Below are 15,569 nucleotides of genomic sequence, written 5' to 3' on the forward strand. Positions count from 1 at the left end.
GTTTCCGCCGTCCGCGACGCTTGTCGATGAACTCCCATTTCATGGCGCTCATCGCGAGCCTGAGTACCCTCGACGAACGTGGAGAGAATCGGGGAATTGCTACGGCAGTGGCGGCGCCATCGGCGGCTCAGCCAGCTCGATCTCGCCATCGCCGCCGACGTCTCGGCCCGGCACGTCAGCCTGGTCGAGACCGGCAAGTCCAACCCGAGCGCCGACATGGTCCTCCGCCTCGCCGACCAGCTCGACGTGCCGCTGCGCGACCGCAACCGGCTGCTGCTCGCCGCCGGTTTCGCCCCCCGGTACACCGAACGTCCCCTCGACGACGGCGCGCTGTCGGCGGCCCGGGACGCGGTCGCAAGGGTGCTCCGCGCGCACGAGCCGTACCCGGCGCTGGTCTTCGACCGCCGATGGAACATCGTGATGACCAATCGCGCCGTCGACCCGTTCTTCGCGGACGTCGCCCCTGACCTGCTCCGTCCGCCCAACCTGGTCCGGCTCGGCCTGGACCCGCGCGGCCTCGCCCCCCTGGTCGTCAACCTGGCCGACGTGCGGGCGGTGTTCCGCGCCCGGATCACCCGCCAGCTCGCCGCCGCCCCCGACCCCGAGCTCACCGCCCTGTACGACGAACTCCTGGCCCCGGGTGCGGACGAGCCGCCGAGCCGATCGATCGAATCCGACGTCCTGATCCCGATGATCATCCGCATGGGCGGCCGGGAGCTGCGCCTGTTCTCGACGATCACCACCTTCGGCACCCCGCTGGACATCACCCTGGACGAGGTCGCGATCGAGTCCTACTACCCAGCGGACACCGAAACCGCGGCCTACTTCACCACCCCCGACACCGCCTGACCCGCCCCCGACCGCGACGACCACTGCGATGTCCACTGCGATGTCCACTGCGATGTCCACTGCGATGTCCACTGCGATGTCCACTGCGATGTCCACTGCGCGCCGTTCTCCGCCTTCTCCACCAATCCGATCGCCGAGAACCCAGCCGCAACGAGAAAGCGGCGGCCGCCTGTAGCGGCAATCCCGAAATCCGGCCGAATCGCCTTTCTGTCGCGTTCTCCGAGTGCCTGAAAGACCGGGCGATAGAGTGCACGGCCCTTACGGCTGACCTGGGCACCTTGGACGCCTCGTAAATATGACCGACAACGGCCACATTCCCGTTCCGCCACATGTCGGAGGGGGCTCGACCGTGATGATGGTCGCGATTATCAGCCGACGCCGGTAAGAGCGAAACATGATTGGTGGGACGCGCGCTGCCATGCGGGATTATGCTTTGGATTGGACCTTGGTCGACGTGGAGACCTCCGGGTTCCGGCCTTCGGAGCATCGCGTGCTGTCCATCGCGCTCCTCGCGATCGGAGGCGACGGACAGGTGACCGGCCGGTTCTCGTCCCTGGTGAATCCCGGCTGCGATCCCGGGCCCGTCCACGTCCACGGGCTGACGGAACAGCGCCTGGCGGGTTCTCCCAGATTCGAGGAGATCGCTCCGGAGATCGCCGCGCTTCTGCACGGACGCGTCATGGTCGCCCACAACGCGCGTTTCGACTACGACTTCCTGGCGCACGAGTTCGCCCGCGCCCAACTGCGCCTGCCGGTCGACCAGCGGCTTTGCACGCTGGCCCTCAACCGCAGGCTGTCCCCGCCCACGCCGAACATGCGGCTGGGCACGCTGGCCGCGCACTACGGCGTCGTCCAGTACAGGGCGCATGACGCGGCGGACGACACGCGCGTCCTCGCCGGAGTGCTGCGCAGCTCGCTGGAGGAGGCCGCCCGGCTCGGCCTCGGCCTGCCGCTGGTGCCGTGCCCGCCCCGCCAGACCGCCCGGACGCGCCAGACCGCCCGGACGCGCCATCCGGCGAACATCCCCAAGATCGCCTGTGCCTACCGCAATCCCGGCCGGCTCCCCGCCGGTGGACGGCTCGTCCAGGGCATGAAGGTGGCGATCACCGGCGACACCCGGACGGCGCGGCCCGAGCTGACCGCGAAGGCGGCCGCGGCGGGGCTGAACATGATGTCCAGCGTCAGCCGTCACACCAGCGCGCTAGTGAGCAACGATCCGGACTCGTCCAGCGCGAAGTTCACGCGGGCCGCGTCCGAGGGCGTCCCGATCATCGACGAGCCGGCCTTCCTTCGCCTTCTGCGCGACGTGCGGCCCGGCGTACAGCACGAGTCCGGGGCACGCGCCGTCCCGCGGACCTCGCAGCGTCCGGGACGGAAGGAGTCCGGCCCCGCGGAGACCGAGCCGCAGCCTCCCCCCGCCGGGCGCAGGGCGCTGACGGGCCGGCGGGTGCTCGTCCTGGGCGGCTCGCACTCCACGGCCGCGGCCACGCGGGCCCGCATCATCGACCTCGGCGGGGCGGCCGCGGTGAACCTCTCCAACAGCGTCACCGACGTCATCGCGCTCCCCGGCGGCGACCGTGACCGGCGCATGGACCGGATCCGCTCCCTCGGCCTGCCCGTGCACGAGGAGACCTGGCTGGACGGTCCCGGCACGCCGCGTCCCGCCGACGAATCCGAGGAGGGGCCCGCGGTCGTCATCCTGCCGCGCGGCGGCGCCACCGATCTCCCCGCGCCCCCGGACGCGACCGGAGACGCGACCGGAGACGCGACCGGAGACGCGACCGGACTGACCGTCGCCGCCACCTGGGCCCACCAGGCGACCTGCGAGATCGACGTCGTCGCCTTCGCCGTCGACCGCGACGAACAGGTGTCCCGCGACGAGGATTTCGTGTTCTACGGCGCCACCGAAACACTCGACGGGACCATCGCCCTCTCCGCGAACGGCCCAGCCGAACAGTCGATATCCGTCGACACGGCGAACCTTTCCCAGGCCGTGCACAAGGTCGTCATCGCGGCCGCCATCGACGGCACCGCCACCTTCGGCACGGTCGGCGCGGTCGAGATCACCGTCACGCCCGGCAGCAGCGAGGGCGTCCTGGCGCAGGCCACCCTGGACGCCGCCACCACCGAACGCACGATGCTCCTGGCCGAGCTCTACCGGCGCGGCCCGTCCTGGCGCCTGCGCGCGATCGGCCAAGGCTACGACCACGGCCTCGACGAACTGGCCCGCGGCTACGGCGTCGACATCGACGACTGATCCGTCGGTCACCGGCGCGGCGCCGGGGGGCGGGCGATCCGTCGGCGACGTCACCAAGGCCCACCGCGCACCGTGCCGACGCAACTTGGCAAGCCCGACAAAACCCCATATCGTTGGCAATGCCAATATTGGTACATCCAACGAAAGGATCGCCGTGCCCGCGAACGCCATGATCGCCGACCGCATCGAGCTCGCCGACTTGTTCTCCCGCTTCACGCGCCTGCTCGACGAGAAGCGGTGGGACGACGCCGGCACCGTCTTCACCGATGACGTGACGGTGCACTCGGCGCGCGCGGGCGAAATCCACGGCATCGACGGGCTCGTCGGCTACATGCGGCAGTCCGAGATAGAGGGCGAGCACACCCAGCACGTGACCACCGACCTGCTCGTCAACGTCAACGGCGACCGAGCGGAGGCCTCGGCGAACTCGCTCGTGTACTTCTACCGCGACGGCCAGGCACCCCACCGGACGAGCGGCTTGCGGCTCGCCTGCACCGCGGTGCGGACGCCGACGGGCTGGCGACTCCGCGAATCGCGGACGATCCTCGCCTGGATGCACGAGAAGTGATCCCACTCCGGCAACAGCCCCCGGCCCGGCCCAGCGCATGGCCGGTGTGGTGGCCATGCCGGGCCATTGTGAGACGACCCCTTCTCACAGGACCGTTCTTGACCACAGATTTTCAACTTCGGGCCCGGCAATCGAAGACGATCTCCGCGTGAGATCGGATTTTCCACGGTTCCACGCCCGGGAGAGCGCACGCTGAACTGCGGCTTTGGAGATCATTCGACCGCGATTCACAATAGGCGGCGGAGGCGGCGGCGGTCGAAGCCAAATACTATCCCCGAACCAGACATAGGTCGCGTCATGTCGGAGCAGGTCGCGACCGACACGGCACCGCCGAAGCGAGGTCCCCGTGAAACGTACCGGCCGCCTGACCCTGTTCACCGCCGCCGTCGCCCTGACGCTGGTCCCCGGCCATCTGGCCGCCGCGGCGTCACCCGCGTCGAGCGTCCCCGCCGCCGGGGCCCCCTCGGCGGCCGAACCCTTCTGCTACGGAGAACCCTCGACCCCGGGGGCCGACATCAGCGACCTCAAATCGCGCTTCACGGCCTCCAACTGGATGCCGACCCTGCAGGAGATGTACCGGCGGCGCTGGCCCAGCGGGGAGAAGCTGGCCATCGCGCAGGCGAACGACCAGTACTGGAAGCAGTTCGTGAACACCCGCAGCTTTGAGGGCTTCGCCGAGTCGATGATGGTGGCGATCCACGAGGAGACCCACATGTGGGACCTGGATCCGTCCCGGACCAGGTGGGACGTGCACATCGCGGCCTGGATCAACGCCTCGCAGCAGGCGGCCGCCGTGCCGCTGCACGGCGGGTTCGCCCGCCGGGAGATCCTCCCGCTGATCACGGACAAGTACAGCGACAGCATGGACGGCATCTACCTGCGGGACTCCCAGCAGGGCTCCTACAAACTCCAGGGCGTCCTGGCGGAACAGAACGCCGGACTGACCGGACTGCCCGCGGTCACCGTGGTGCAGGAGTACATCAAGGGAGTCGGGGCCAGCAACGCCCGGGACATCGCGGCCACCAACCTTCGCTACCTGCTGCTCTACCTGCGCGTGGCCAAGGACAAGCACCCCGACTACTGGGCCAAGATCAAGAATGAGCCGAAGCTGCGCGAGCTCGTCCTGATCCAGTTCCTGCGCACGGCCTACTGGCTGGACAAGTCCGCGCCCTTCACCGGCAAGCTCGGCAGCCCCGACGCCGACCGGATCACCGAGACGAACTACGCCCCGGCGAACCTCGCCATCCTGGAGGAGTTCACCGGCGCCAAGGTACGCCGCGACACCGACAAACACTGCACCACCTGACGACCACCGGCAGGCCCCGGCCGCGCGTCCGTTCAGGGCTATGCGGGTGGACGAGACCGTCCACCCGCATAGCGCCCCCTGGCGAGACGAACGCGCAGAACCAGTGAGAGGTCGACGGAGGAGTCGTCCCGTACTGGTCGCATTGCGAAAGCGGCTCGGGGACGTCAGAGGCGCAGCCTTCAGGCCGACGGATCCCGGGCGAACATACGGCCACGATCCTCGCCGTCCAGAGCACGACCCTCCGCAGCGCGGCCCCTCAGGAGCGCGCCCCCTCAGCCGCGCGGCCCTCAGCCGCGCAGGCCCTCAGCAGCGCGGCGTTCAGGAGCGCAGCCCCCAGCAGCACGGGCCCCCAGCAGCCGCGGCCCTCAGCCGCGCGGGCCCTCAGCAGCGCGGCGTTCAGGAGCGCGGGCCCAGCAGCACGGGCCCCCAGCAGCGCGGCGTTCAGCCGCGCGGGCCCTCAGCAGCGCGGCGTTCAGGAGCGCGGGCCCAGCAGCGTAGGCCCCTGGCAGCGCGGGCCCCCCAGCAGCGCGGGCCCTCAGGAGCGGGGCGTTCGGGAGCGGGGTGTTTAGCGGAAGGAGCGGCGGTAGGCGGCTGGGGTGGTGTGGAGGGCGGCGTGGAAGCGGCGGCGGAGGTTGACCGCCGAGGAGAGGCCGACGCGGGTGGCGATGGTCTCGACGGGCAGGTCGGTCTCCTCCAGGAGGGCGCGGGTGGCGGCGAGGCGGCGTTCCAGCAGCCAGCGGGCGGGCGGGACGCCGAGCTGGCCGGCGAACTGGCGGGTGAGGGTGCGGGGGGAGACGCCCGAGTGGGCGGCCATGTCTTCGACGGTGATCTGTTCGGGCAGGCGCGCGAGGAGCCATTCGAGCAGGGGCGCCAGGGAGTCCGGCATGGGGCCGGTGGTGGGGAGGGGAGGGTACTGGCGCTGGCGCCCCTCGCGGTGCGGGCCGGCGGCGAGCTGGCGTCCGATGCGCATGGCGTGGGCCGCGCCGTGCTCCTGGAGGACCTGGTGAAGGCAGAGGTCGAGGGTGGCGGCGGAGGCCCCGGCGGTGGCGACGTCGCCGTGGTCGACGTAGATGACGGTGCCGTCGGGGATGACGCGGGGATGGCGGGCGGCGAGCTCGGCGGAGAGTTCCCAGTGGACGGAGGCGCGGCGGCCGTCCAGCAGGCCCATTGCGGCGGGAATGAAGATCCCGGCGGCGACGGCGACGATGCGCGCGCCACGGGCATGGGCTTTGGACACCGCGTGGAGGACGGCGGGCGAGGGGGCGAGCGTCCAGCCCGCGATGACCACGGTGTCGGCGTCGTCGAGGGCTTCGAGGCCGCCGTCCACCTGGATGGGGACGCCGAGCGTGGTGGAGATGGAGCCGGGGTGTTCGGCGCACAGGCTGAAGCAGTAGTGCTGGGGGATGTCGGGACCGTGGTAGCCGAAGACGGCCGAGGCGGAGGTGACCGGGTACAGCTCCTGGTTCGGGGCGACCAGCGCGACCACGCGATGCGGGCTGGAGGGCGTCGGGGGCGTCTCCGGGCAGTCCAGGGGCGTGACGGGCGTGGCGGGCCTGACGGGCGGCACGGGCGGCACGGGCGGCACGGGCGGCACGGACGGGACGGGCATGACGCAAATGTACCTAATGATGTCATTTGAGACACCGGCGCTCTGAGCTGGCGAAATCCAGACTTGGGGATCATGTGGACGAGGAGTTTCACCCTCTACTTCGGGGCCCGCACGATCTCGCTGCTCGGCGACGCGATGATGCCCGTCGCCTCGGCGCTGGCGATCGGGAGAGTCTACGGGATCGCCGGCGTCGGCTACGTCCTCGCCCTCTGGACCGCGTCGGCCGTGCTGGTCATGCTGTTCGGCGGCGTCGTCGCCGACCGGATCGGCGCCCGCCGGCTGATGATCGGCGCGGACGCGGTCAGGGTCGTCACCCAGGGGATCGTGGCCGTCGCCTTCCTGGACGGCGCACCCCCGTACGCCCTGCTGCTGGCGACGGCGTTCCTGTCTGGCATGGCCGCCGGGCTGTTCGAGCCGGGCGTCTACGGCATGGTCCCGCTGGTCGCCGCAGATCCGCAGCGGGCCAACGCGACGCTGAAGATCGCCGAGGCGGTCACCCAGCTGGCGGGCCCCGCCCTGGCCGGAGTCCTGATCGTCGCCGCCGGGCCGGTCTTCGTCTACACGGTGGACGCCGCGACGTTCCTGGTCAGCGGGGTGTGCCTGCTGCTGATCCGGGTCGCGGTCCCGAGTCCTGAGCCCTCCGACGTGCTGAGCGACCTGCGCAGGGGCTGGGACGAGTTCAAGGCCAGGACCTGGATGTGGTCGGTCATCCTGGTCTGGGTGTTCTGGGGCGTCCTGGTGATCGGCCCGTCCGTGCCGCTGGCGTCGCAGGTCATCGGGACCGGCTACGGCTGGGTGATGGCGGCGCTCGGCCTCGGCACGGTGCTGGGCGGGCTGGTCGCGATCAGGCTCAGGCCGCGCAGACCGCTGGCCGCCGGGGCGGTGGCGCTGATCGGATACGTGCCGGTGCCGCTGACGATCGCGCTCGGACTGCCGCTGCCGCTGCTGATGGCCGGGCACCTGCTCGGGGGATGCGCGATGGCGTTCTGGTCGGTGATGTGGTCGACGAGCGTCCAGACGCAGGTCGCGCCGGACGTGGTGAACCGGGTCAACGCCTACCAGGTGGCCGGGTCGGTCGCGGGCATGGCGGTCGGACAGGCACTGGCCGGCCCCGCCACCGCCCTGATCGAGCCGCGCGGCTTCATGCTGGGATCGACCCTGGTGACGGTCGGCATCGTGGCGGCCCTCCTGTCGATCAAGCCGATCAGACGGCTGGGCCGCGACCCCCGCGACCATCGGGAAGCCGGGGAACCGTCTCGGACGGCCGGCGGCCAGTCGATCCCGTCCCCGACCAGCGTGTCGACATAGTCGTGACAATCAAGGAGGTCCAGTGGCGATACAGGTTTCGGTGTGCGGTCCCCGCGACTGCACCGACGACGACCGCCGCAACGCCCGCGAGATCGGACGGCTCCTGGCCGAGCGGGACGCGGTGGTCATCTGCGGCGGCTACACCGGCGTGATGGCCGAGGTCGCCGCCGGCGCGGCCGCCGCCCGCGGGACCGTCGTCGGGATCTTGTCGCGCGCCGACCGGGAGGGCGCCGGTCCCGACCTCACCATCGCCATCCCCACCGGAGTCGGCGAGGCCCGCAACACCATCATCGTGAACAGCGGCGACGCGGTGATCGTCATCGGCGGATCCTGGGGGACCCTGTCAGAACTCGCCCTCGCGAAGCGCCGGGGCGGCGTCCCCGTGATCCAGCTCGGCGGCTGGCGAATCGCAGACGCCGACGGCCGCACGATCCCCGGCATCCAACACGCCACCACACCCGCCGAGGCCCTAGCGAAAACCGGCCTATGGCCGTGACCATTTCCTCCTCCCGCGCCGCGCCCTGGGGCCCTAGCCGTTGGCCTTACGTCCACGCACACCGTGGTCGTTACCGATGACGTGGCGTCATTGGGCCAGTTCCCGAGCGATTGCGGCGACGAGTCCCTTCGGGTCTTCGAGGATCTCGATCGTGGCCTGGTCGACGAGGAAGTACTGGCCCCCGTCCTCGCGGGGGTTGGTGTAGGCGGCGGTCGCCACCAGGCGGTGGAAGTCCGCCACCACGGCGATCGGGTAGCCCTGGTCGAAGATCTCGCCGTGCGCCGCCGTGGCGACCGTCCCGGCCTCGTACCAGGTGATGAAGTACTGCCCGGGCGCGAGCTTGAAGACGCGCAGCGTCTGCTCCGTCTGCTGGACACCGGTGAAGTCGCCGTCCACGCCGCTCCACACCATGGTCGACTCGTCCGCGTAGTGCTGCTGCAGCACGTTGCCGGATCCGTAGTGGAAGTTGGCGCGTATGCCGACGAGGTCGATGCTGACGGGATGAGTGCCGGGGACCGGGAAGAAGCGCATGTCGAGCGTCACGCGGTGATCTCCTTTGGAGCGGGTCGGTGGGTTCGAGGCCGCGACCGCCGATGGGGTGGCGAACGCCGCTCCACGCGACGACGACTCCACGCGACGACGACCCAATCGTTTGAGACCAAACAATAGCGGGTCGGCGGATCGATCCCGGCGCGGGTCAGGGTCAGGCGGCGGGACGCAAGACCGAGGCGACGCCGGCGCCGCCTGTCCGCGTTTCACCGGACGAGCCTTCCGCGAAGGCCCTCTCCTAATCCGATTCGGTGACGCGCATGGCGATGGGGAAGTGGTCCGAGAAGCCGTCCTGGTCGATCTTCTTGCCCATGCCGCCGAAGGGGACCGGCCGGGGGTAGGTGCCGGTGTCGGACGTGCCGGGGAACCTGAGAATCTGGACGGTATCGGCGTCCGCCCGCATTACCGCGGCCTCCCGGGCCATGTTTGCGTTGACCAGGAACTGGTCGAGGAGATTCGGTTCGTTGTTGAAATAGAAGCTGCCGTCCGAGGTGCCGATGGCCGGCCACATCAGGTTCCACAGGCGCGGGGTGTCGGCCTCGACCACGCGCCGCCGCTGGCGGGTGCTGAGAGCGTGGGTGACGAGGGATGTATCGAATGGCTCGTCGTTGAAATCGCCCATCGCCAGCACCGGAGTGTCGGCGCCGTGCTCTTCCAGAACTCGCTGGTGGAAGAACGCGAGCGTTTCCGCGGCGATGTGCCGAAAGCCGGCGGACTCGAACGCGCCGCCGCTGCGGGACGGCCAGTGGTTGCCGAACACCGCCCACGTGCGGTCGTGCCGGGTCCGGAAGTTGACCTGCACGATCTCCCGCGTGGCGTTGCGCCGCATCACCACATGGAAGAACACCTGGTCCGCGCGGACCTCCAGGAGGTCCGGGTCGTAGAGGAACGCCACGTCGATACCGCGGGCATCGCCGGTGTCGGCGTGCACGATCGCGTACCGCCGCCGCGGCAGCCGCTCATGGACGGCGTCGGCGAGCAGTTCCAGCACGAACCGGTTCTCCACCTCGCAGACCCCGAGCAGGTCCGGCCCGGCGCCGCCGTTCATCTGGACGATGACCGACGCCAGCTGCGCGGCCTTGCGGTCCCGAAGCGCCGGCGTCCACCCGGCGATGCTGTTCTTGATCACCCGCGCCACCTTCTCGGTGCGCCGCGGCGAGTTCTCCTCGTCGAAAAGATTCTCCAGATTCCACCAAGCCGCATAATAAGTCGACATCACCATGCCCCCCAGCCGACTCCAGACCCGTTCACTACCGAATATCAGAACACAATGTTCTGACATATAAAAGCCTCACCCATATCGGCACACCCTTTCGACGGGACCGGATGCCCGTTACTCCGGAGCCCGAGCTGCCGGGCTCCCGGTAGCGCGACGCTCACCGTGAGCCCGGCGAAGGCGACGGCGCGCGCCGGGGGGGCGACGGGCGGCGCGCGCGCCGCCGACTGATCGGCCGCTGTCCCGTCGGCGGGCTAGACGCCTGACCTGCGGTTCTCCCAGCGCCCGCAGTTCCGTGAACGTTCACGGCCCCAACACACCGCGTCAATTGCGGGCCGCCGCGCTCGTTCTAGCGTCGCGGGGGTTGATCGGAGCATGACGAAGCGGAGGTTCCGATGTCCAAGCGCCTTGCCCTGACGAGTCTGGCCGTTGCGTCCACTATCGCCCTGCCGGCGTCCGCCCACGCGTCCACCCACGCGTCCACCCCAGGACGCCCCGGTGTGCCGCCTCAGAAGTCGCATTTCGACTTGCAGGCCCACCGCGGCGGCATCGGCATGACGACCGAGGAGTCGCTCGAAGGCTTCGGCAAAGCGATGCGCCTGGGCGTCACCACCCTGGAACTGGACACCCAGGTCACCAAGGACAGGGAAGTAGTCGTCACCCACGACCGGCAGGTCAGCGCCCAGAAATGCCGAGACACCGCACCGGTCACACCCGGCGACCCGATGTACCCCTACGTCGGCAAATACATCAAGGACCTGAACCTGGCCCAGATCAAAACCATGAACTGCGGATTCCAGCAACTACCCGGCTTCCCCGAACAGGAAGTCGTCCACGGTGGCCGCATGGCGCAACTCAAGGACGTGCTGAACCTGGTCAAGCGCTACCGCGCCAAGAACATCAAACTCAACATCGAAACCAAGGTCGAGGCAGGCGCACCCGACCAGACCGCGCCACGCGAACTGTTCGTCCGCCGGGTCTTCGAGGAGATCCGCGCCTCGGGCATCGAACGGCAGGTCACCATTCAGTCCTTCGACTGGGGCGCCTTGAAGTACATGCACCGCCTGGCACCCCGCTGGCCGCTGGTGGCACTGACCAATTACGACTTCCTCCAGATCGGCCGGCCCGGCGCGTCTCCCTGGCTGGGCGGTCTGGACGTCGACGACTACGAAGGCGACTTCGTGAAGGCCGCCGCCACCGTCCGCGGCGTCAGGGCCCTGTCCCCCAACTACGGCTTCCCGCAGAACGGCAAGATCGGCGACCCGGGCTTCCGCTTCTACCCCGACCGGGCCATGATCTCCCGAGCGCACGCCCGGGGCCTGACGGTCGTCCCCTGGACCTGCGACGACCCCGCCACCGTCGAGGCCCTCATCGACCTGGGCGTCGACGGCATCATCACCAACTACCCCGACCGCGTCCGCCAGATCATGAAAGACCGCGGCATGCGCCTGCCCAAGCAGTACCAGCCCCGCTGACCACCAGGGTCCTCCTGTGGTCAGGGCTGGTCCCCCGCCATCGGCGCGACCGGCATGCTCCGGCAAGGGGGGCATTTCGCCTTGTCGCCGGACGGCCCACCACAGCACTGGTGTGCGCGATCCGTTGCGGCCACACTGAGGACATGGTGACGGTCAGTGATCGGTTAGGCCCGGGCCTGTGCGCGGCGCTCCAGCCCGGCGCCGGGCTGGAGCAGGTCGGGGCCGAGCTTTCGCGGGTGGTCGCGCGGGTGGTGGCGCATGACGCGCTGCGGTGCGGGGTGATGAACCCGTCGACGGGCTGGGGCGTCACCTCGCTGGCGTTCTGGCACGGATACCCGCCCGACCTCGGCCGCGCGCTGCTGAGCGTGGACGGCATCAAAGCGGACGTGCGGGAGCTGCTACGGCAGGCGTCCCCGGTGGTCGTGGCCGATCTCGGGCTCCGCTCCGACGCGCCCGACCCGCTTCCCGCCAGCCATCCGCAGCCCGCCAGGCATCCGCAGCCCGCCACGTATCGGGTCGGTGAGGAGTTGCGCGTCGCGCTGCGGGACGCGCGCGGCGTGTGGGGAGTGCTCTGCCTGCTGCGCGCGGCGGGCGGGCGTCCGTTCGACGACGCCGACGCGTGGCGGATCGCCGGACTCGGGCCTTCGTTGATCGCCGCGCTGCGCGGCTACGTGACGGCGAAGCCCGGCGCGCCCGCGGAAAGGGAACCGCCGCCGGGCATGCTCGTCATCGGCGCCGACGACCGGGTCCGCGCGATGACACCCCAGGCGCGGCCGTGGCTGGACGCGATGAAGGCGCAGCTGGCGGTGCCGGACTGGCTGACCGAGTCCTCGTTCGCCTCCCTGGCGGCCGCGGCGCGCGAGCACCCGGAGCCTCCGCGATTGTGCGTCCCGTCGGTGGGGACGGGTTGGTGGACCGCGATCGAGGCACAGCCGCTCGGCGACGACGGCGACGGCGATGTCGCGGTGGTGATCCAGCGCGCGACCGGGACGCTCCTGCTCCCCTCGTTCTGCGACTGGTACGGGATCACGACCCGCGAACGCCAGGTCATGCGGCACCTCCACGGCGGTTCGGCGCCGAAGCAGATCGCCCGCGCGTTCGACCTGTCCGTCCACACGGTCAACGACCACCTCAAGGCGATCTTCCGCAAGACCGGCACCGGCGGACGCGACGAGCTCATGGCCGTCATCAACGCCTGACGGCGAGGACGCGGAAGAAGCCGAACGCCGCGCGCAGTTTCGGTGCGTGCTTCACGATGAACAGGCGTACGAAGAGCACCTGAAGCGTTCCCTCAATGGCGAAGACCGTGATCCCGTCGGCGATTTTCGCGACATTGCCCGACGCGGTTCCGTCGACGGCGTGCTCGCCCGCCTTGGCGAACAGATAGACCAGGATCGGCCCCTGGTAATAGAGGAACAGGGCGACCGACACGAAGGAACCGAGCACCATGAGCCACGAATACACCTTGACCGGCCGCCGCTCATGGGACGGCACGTCGTGCAGCGGATTCGCGGGCGCCTGCCGGTCGAACAGCGCCGCCGCCGTCCGCCGCGTGACGTACCGGACGTAGCGCCAGCCGTCGGCGTACAGGTTCTTGCACCGCAGCGATTCCTGCAGCACGAAGTACATGTCGGTCCGCATGTACAGGGCGAACTGCTGGGCGATCGACAGCAGCAGGCTGAGGCTCAGCGCCTGAAGCGAGCGCAGCGCGAACCCCGAGGGAGCGAAGACCTCGACGGCCAGCGAGCACCCCGCGATGATCACCAGGTCGGACGTGACGCCGGCGAGGTAGACCCGGAACCGGGCGCGGCGGGACGCGCCCCACAGCCCGGCCACCGTCGTCTGGGCGACCAGCACCTGTAGCCGCGTCCCCAGCCCGAACCGCGCGTGGACGCCGTCGACCCGCGCGGCGGCCAGATGCCAGAACTCGTGGATCGCGATGGCCGTCAGCACCATCGCGGTGTTCCAGGCCAGGTTCACGCTCTGCGAGCCGGTGATGAAGTACACGTGGAAGCTCGGGAACAGGTCGCCGCGCCTGGCGGAGGCCGCGAGCCCGGCCAGGACGAAGGCGTAGACCCCCACCAGCACCGGCCACCGGAACACCCAGCGGACGTGCTCCGGACGCAGCCTACGCAGGCTGGGCGGACGCGGCGGCTCACCGATCGCGACACCGTCCAGACGGGCTACGAACCCCAGGTCGACCAGGTCGTCGACGAAGGAGACGGCGTCGATGTCCTCGCCGTGCGCGCCGCGGACGCGGTCGCGGGCGCCGTCGAGGTCCGTCCCGCCGCCGAGGGCGCGCAGGAAGGTGGCCGCCTCGGCGGGCACCTCGACGAACTCGCCGATGTCGGCGCGGCCGACGATCCACTGCCCGCCGCCCTCGTCCCTGAACTGGAGCGGGTGCAGCTCGACCCGGCTCTCCGCGGTGACGGGCACGTCTCAGCCCTCGCCCGCACGGCGCGCGGCGTCCCCGCAGTCCGGGCAGTCCGGCCTCTTCTTGGCCTCGATGTAGTACTGGTGGTCGTAGTCCAGGAAATTGCGATGCAGTTTCCTGCCGGCCGTCTGCACGGGCATCCCGAGCAACAGGAAAATGGTCTCCAGGGCGGCGAAATGGCCGGCCATCTGGGCGGTGGGCGCCATCACCGGGTTGAATCCGGGGATCCGCGGATTGGACAGGTCGCCGCGGCCCACGGACTCCAGCCGTTCCCGCTCGCCGTCCCGCATGCAGCGGTAGCAGCCGGTCTCGCCGGGGATGAACGTGCCCGCGCACAGCATCGGCCCCGCATACGCGCCGTTCAGCCACGGCGTGCCGAGACGCAGCGCGGCCCGGTTGGCGTAATGCTCGATCCCCTCCGGGCTGTCGGCGCACAGCAGGAACACGTCCGCGCCGCGTACCGCGTCGGCGACGTCGTCCGCACCGTCCAGCCGCAGGTCGGCGCCGGTGACCTCGACGTCGGAGTTCAGCGCGCGGAGCCGCTGGACGGCCACCTCGACCTTGCGCCGCCCGAGGTCCGCCTCGGTGTACAGCAGCTGCCGGTTGAGGTTGGTCAGCTCGACCTCGTCGAAGTCGACGCAGTGGATCCGCCCGACCCCGGACGCCGCGAGGCTCGACGCGACCGCGCAGCCGATCCCGCCCATGCCCAGCACCGCCACCGAGGCGGCCTTCAGCCGGGCCTGCAGCTCGTACGGGTGCGACCGGGGCGCAGTGTCGATCCAGGACTGGAACTGGACGCCGCGCTCGTACCGCCTCAGCTCGCGCTCCGACAGCGAGGGCGGCGGCTCCGAGCCCGCGTCCTCCGCCCAGCCGGACGCGATCACGAAGTCCACGACCTCGGCGACGTCCGCCGGGTCGGCGGCCTGCTCGGCGGCCACGACGGTGACCAGGTCGTCCTTGCCGAGCGTCCCGTCCATGCGCTGGCAGAGCGGCCACACGAGGCCCGACTCGTCGTCGAGTTCGGCCCCCAGCCCGTAGTGGCGGCTGCCGATCCAGATCATCCCGTCCGGACGGCGGACGGGCAGATGCGCGGTCTTGATCCGTGGTTTCAGCATGAGATCGTCCCCCTGAGAAAGAAATGAAAGAGCCCGCGAAAAAGGGCCGGGGGCCGGGTCCCGCAGGACGCGCGACCCCCGGCACCCGCACTCAGGTGTTGTTCTGCCGGTCGCCCGTGGTCTCGAGCTTGTCCAGCTTGCGAATCTTGATCTTCGTCATCTCTCTCACCGCCTTTCCCCGTTGACGAGCGGGAGCGGGCGCGCCTGACGAATTCCATTTCCAAGCCCGCCGTTTCCCATGAGCGTCACGCTAGGCGGCGCCAGGAACGGACCGATATCCCCAAACCTGGGGGTTGGGGGTTCCATGCCCATCGTGATAACCAGAAAGGTCGTCCACCACCGACCTACCGATACAGCCGTTCACCCCGCCCGATTACCGACTTTCAC

At 70.0% G+C, this 15,569-nt stretch carries 13 protein-coding genes; 8 read left to right on the top strand and 5 right to left on the bottom strand.

The window, feature by feature from the left end:
- Positions 1 to 78 precede the first annotated feature (78 nt).
- The 4 genes from ACH34T_RS07070 to ACH34T_RS07085 all read left to right on the top strand — a co-directional run bounded on the left by ACH34T_RS07070 (position 79) and on the right by ACH34T_RS07085 (position 4,980).
- A complete protein-coding gene (locus tag ACH34T_RS07070; protein ID WP_395991160.1) occupies positions 79 to 849 on the top strand; it encodes a helix-turn-helix domain-containing protein in 771 nt (256 codons plus the stop codon).
- A 418-nt stretch (positions 850 to 1,267) separates the two neighbouring features.
- Positions 1,268 to 3,106: a DEDDh family exonuclease gene (locus ACH34T_RS07075; protein WP_395991161.1), complete on the top strand. Its 1,839-nt coding sequence runs from the start codon at positions 1,268 to 1,270 to the stop codon at positions 3,104 to 3,106.
- Positions 3,107 to 3,260: 154 nt separating this feature from the next.
- Positions 3,261 to 3,674: a nuclear transport factor 2 family protein gene (locus ACH34T_RS07080; protein ID WP_395991162.1), complete on the top strand. Its 414-nt coding sequence runs from the start codon at positions 3,261 to 3,263 to the stop codon at positions 3,672 to 3,674.
- Positions 3,675 to 4,020: 346 nt separating this feature from the next.
- Positions 4,021 to 4,980: a hypothetical protein gene (locus tag ACH34T_RS07085; protein WP_395991163.1), complete on the top strand. Its 960-nt coding sequence runs from the start codon at positions 4,021 to 4,023 to the stop codon at positions 4,978 to 4,980.
- Positions 4,981 to 5,545: 565 nt separating this feature from the next.
- Here the strand turns inward: ACH34T_RS07085 and ACH34T_RS07090 are convergent.
- A complete protein-coding gene (locus ACH34T_RS07090) occupies positions 5,546 to 6,589 on the bottom strand; it encodes a GlxA family transcriptional regulator (protein ID WP_395991164.1) in 1,044 nt (347 codons plus the stop codon).
- 72 nt (positions 6,590 to 6,661) lie between these two features.
- On the opposite strand from ACH34T_RS07090, the gene ACH34T_RS07095 reads away from it, so the two are divergent.
- On the top strand, positions 6,662 to 7,897 hold the full coding sequence (locus tag ACH34T_RS07095; protein WP_395991165.1) for an MFS transporter: 1,236 nt from the start codon (positions 6,662 to 6,664) through the stop codon (positions 7,895 to 7,897).
- 22 nt (positions 7,898 to 7,919) lie between these two features.
- Positions 7,920 to 8,393 carry a dethiobiotin synthetase gene (locus ACH34T_RS07100; RefSeq protein WP_395991166.1) on the top strand — a complete coding sequence of 158 codons (474 nt, stop codon included), beginning with the start codon at positions 7,920 to 7,922 and terminating at the stop codon, positions 8,391 to 8,393.
- Positions 8,394 to 8,480: 87 nt separating this feature from the next.
- On the opposite strand, the gene ACH34T_RS07105 is transcribed toward ACH34T_RS07100, so the two are convergent.
- Entirely contained in the window at positions 8,481 to 8,936 is a 456-nt protein-coding gene (locus ACH34T_RS07105) for a MoaF C-terminal domain-containing protein (RefSeq protein ID WP_395991167.1), read from the bottom strand.
- Positions 8,937 to 9,180: 244 nt separating this feature from the next.
- Positions 9,181 to 10,158 (bottom strand): endonuclease/exonuclease/phosphatase family protein, encoded by a 978-nt coding sequence (locus tag ACH34T_RS07110; RefSeq protein WP_395991168.1) that lies wholly within the window; start codon positions 10,156 to 10,158, stop codon positions 9,181 to 9,183.
- A 395-nt stretch (positions 10,159 to 10,553) separates the two neighbouring features.
- Here ACH34T_RS07110 and ACH34T_RS07115 point away from each other — a divergent pair, with 395 nt between their 5' ends.
- Both ACH34T_RS07115 and ACH34T_RS07120 read left to right on the top strand, forming a co-directional pair.
- Positions 10,554 to 11,633: a glycerophosphodiester phosphodiesterase family protein gene (locus ACH34T_RS07115; protein WP_395991169.1), complete on the top strand. Its 1,080-nt coding sequence runs from the start codon at positions 10,554 to 10,556 to the stop codon at positions 11,631 to 11,633.
- Positions 11,634 to 11,776: 143 nt separating this feature from the next.
- A complete protein-coding gene (locus tag ACH34T_RS07120) occupies positions 11,777 to 12,832 on the top strand; it encodes a LuxR C-terminal-related transcriptional regulator (protein WP_395991170.1) in 1,056 nt (351 codons plus the stop codon).
- Here ACH34T_RS07120 and ACH34T_RS07125 read toward each other — a convergent pair.
- Both ACH34T_RS07125 and ACH34T_RS07130 read right to left on the bottom strand, forming a co-directional pair.
- The gene (locus tag ACH34T_RS07125) at positions 12,822 to 14,069 is read right to left on the bottom strand and encodes a hypothetical protein (RefSeq protein WP_395991171.1); all 1,248 of its coding nucleotides are present in this window, start codon (positions 14,067 to 14,069) and stop codon (positions 12,822 to 12,824) included. The two genes, ACH34T_RS07120 and ACH34T_RS07125, sit on opposite strands and share 11 nt — an antisense overlap.
- 3 nt (positions 14,070 to 14,072) lie before the next feature.
- A complete protein-coding gene (locus ACH34T_RS07130; protein ID WP_395991172.1) occupies positions 14,073 to 15,182 on the bottom strand; it encodes a HesA/MoeB/ThiF family protein in 1,110 nt (369 codons plus the stop codon).
- Positions 15,183 to 15,569 lie beyond the last annotated feature (387 nt).

The sequence above is a fragment of the Actinomadura sp. 9N215 genome, from assembly GCF_044326345.1.
GTDB lineage: Bacteria > Actinomycetota > Actinomycetes > Streptosporangiales > Streptosporangiaceae > Spirillospora.

What these genes read in the sequence shown, in the direction of transcription:
- ACH34T_RS07075 (WP_395991161.1), top strand. Translation starts at nt 1,268, where the DNA reads ATGCGGGATTATGCTTTGGATTGGACCTTGGTCGACGTGGAGACCTCC.
- ACH34T_RS07090 (WP_395991164.1), bottom strand. Translation starts at nt 6,589, where the DNA reads ATGCCCGTCCCGTCCGTGCCGCCCGTGCCGCCCGTGCCGCCCGTGCCG.
- ACH34T_RS07095 (WP_395991165.1), top strand. Translation starts at nt 6,662, where the DNA reads ATGTGGACGAGGAGTTTCACCCTCTACTTCGGGGCCCGCACGATCTCG.
- ACH34T_RS07110 (WP_395991168.1), bottom strand. Translation starts at nt 10,158, where the DNA reads ATGTCGACTTATTATGCGGCTTGGTGGAATCTGGAGAATCTTTTCGAC.
- ACH34T_RS07115 (WP_395991169.1), top strand. Translation starts at nt 10,554, where the DNA reads ATGTCCAAGCGCCTTGCCCTGACGAGTCTGGCCGTTGCGTCCACTATC.
- ACH34T_RS07120 (WP_395991170.1), top strand. Translation starts at nt 11,777, where the DNA reads ATGGTGACGGTCAGTGATCGGTTAGGCCCGGGCCTGTGCGCGGCGCTC.
- ACH34T_RS07130 (WP_395991172.1), bottom strand. Translation starts at nt 15,182, where the DNA reads ATGCTGAAACCACGGATCAAGACCGCGCATCTGCCCGTCCGCCGTCCG.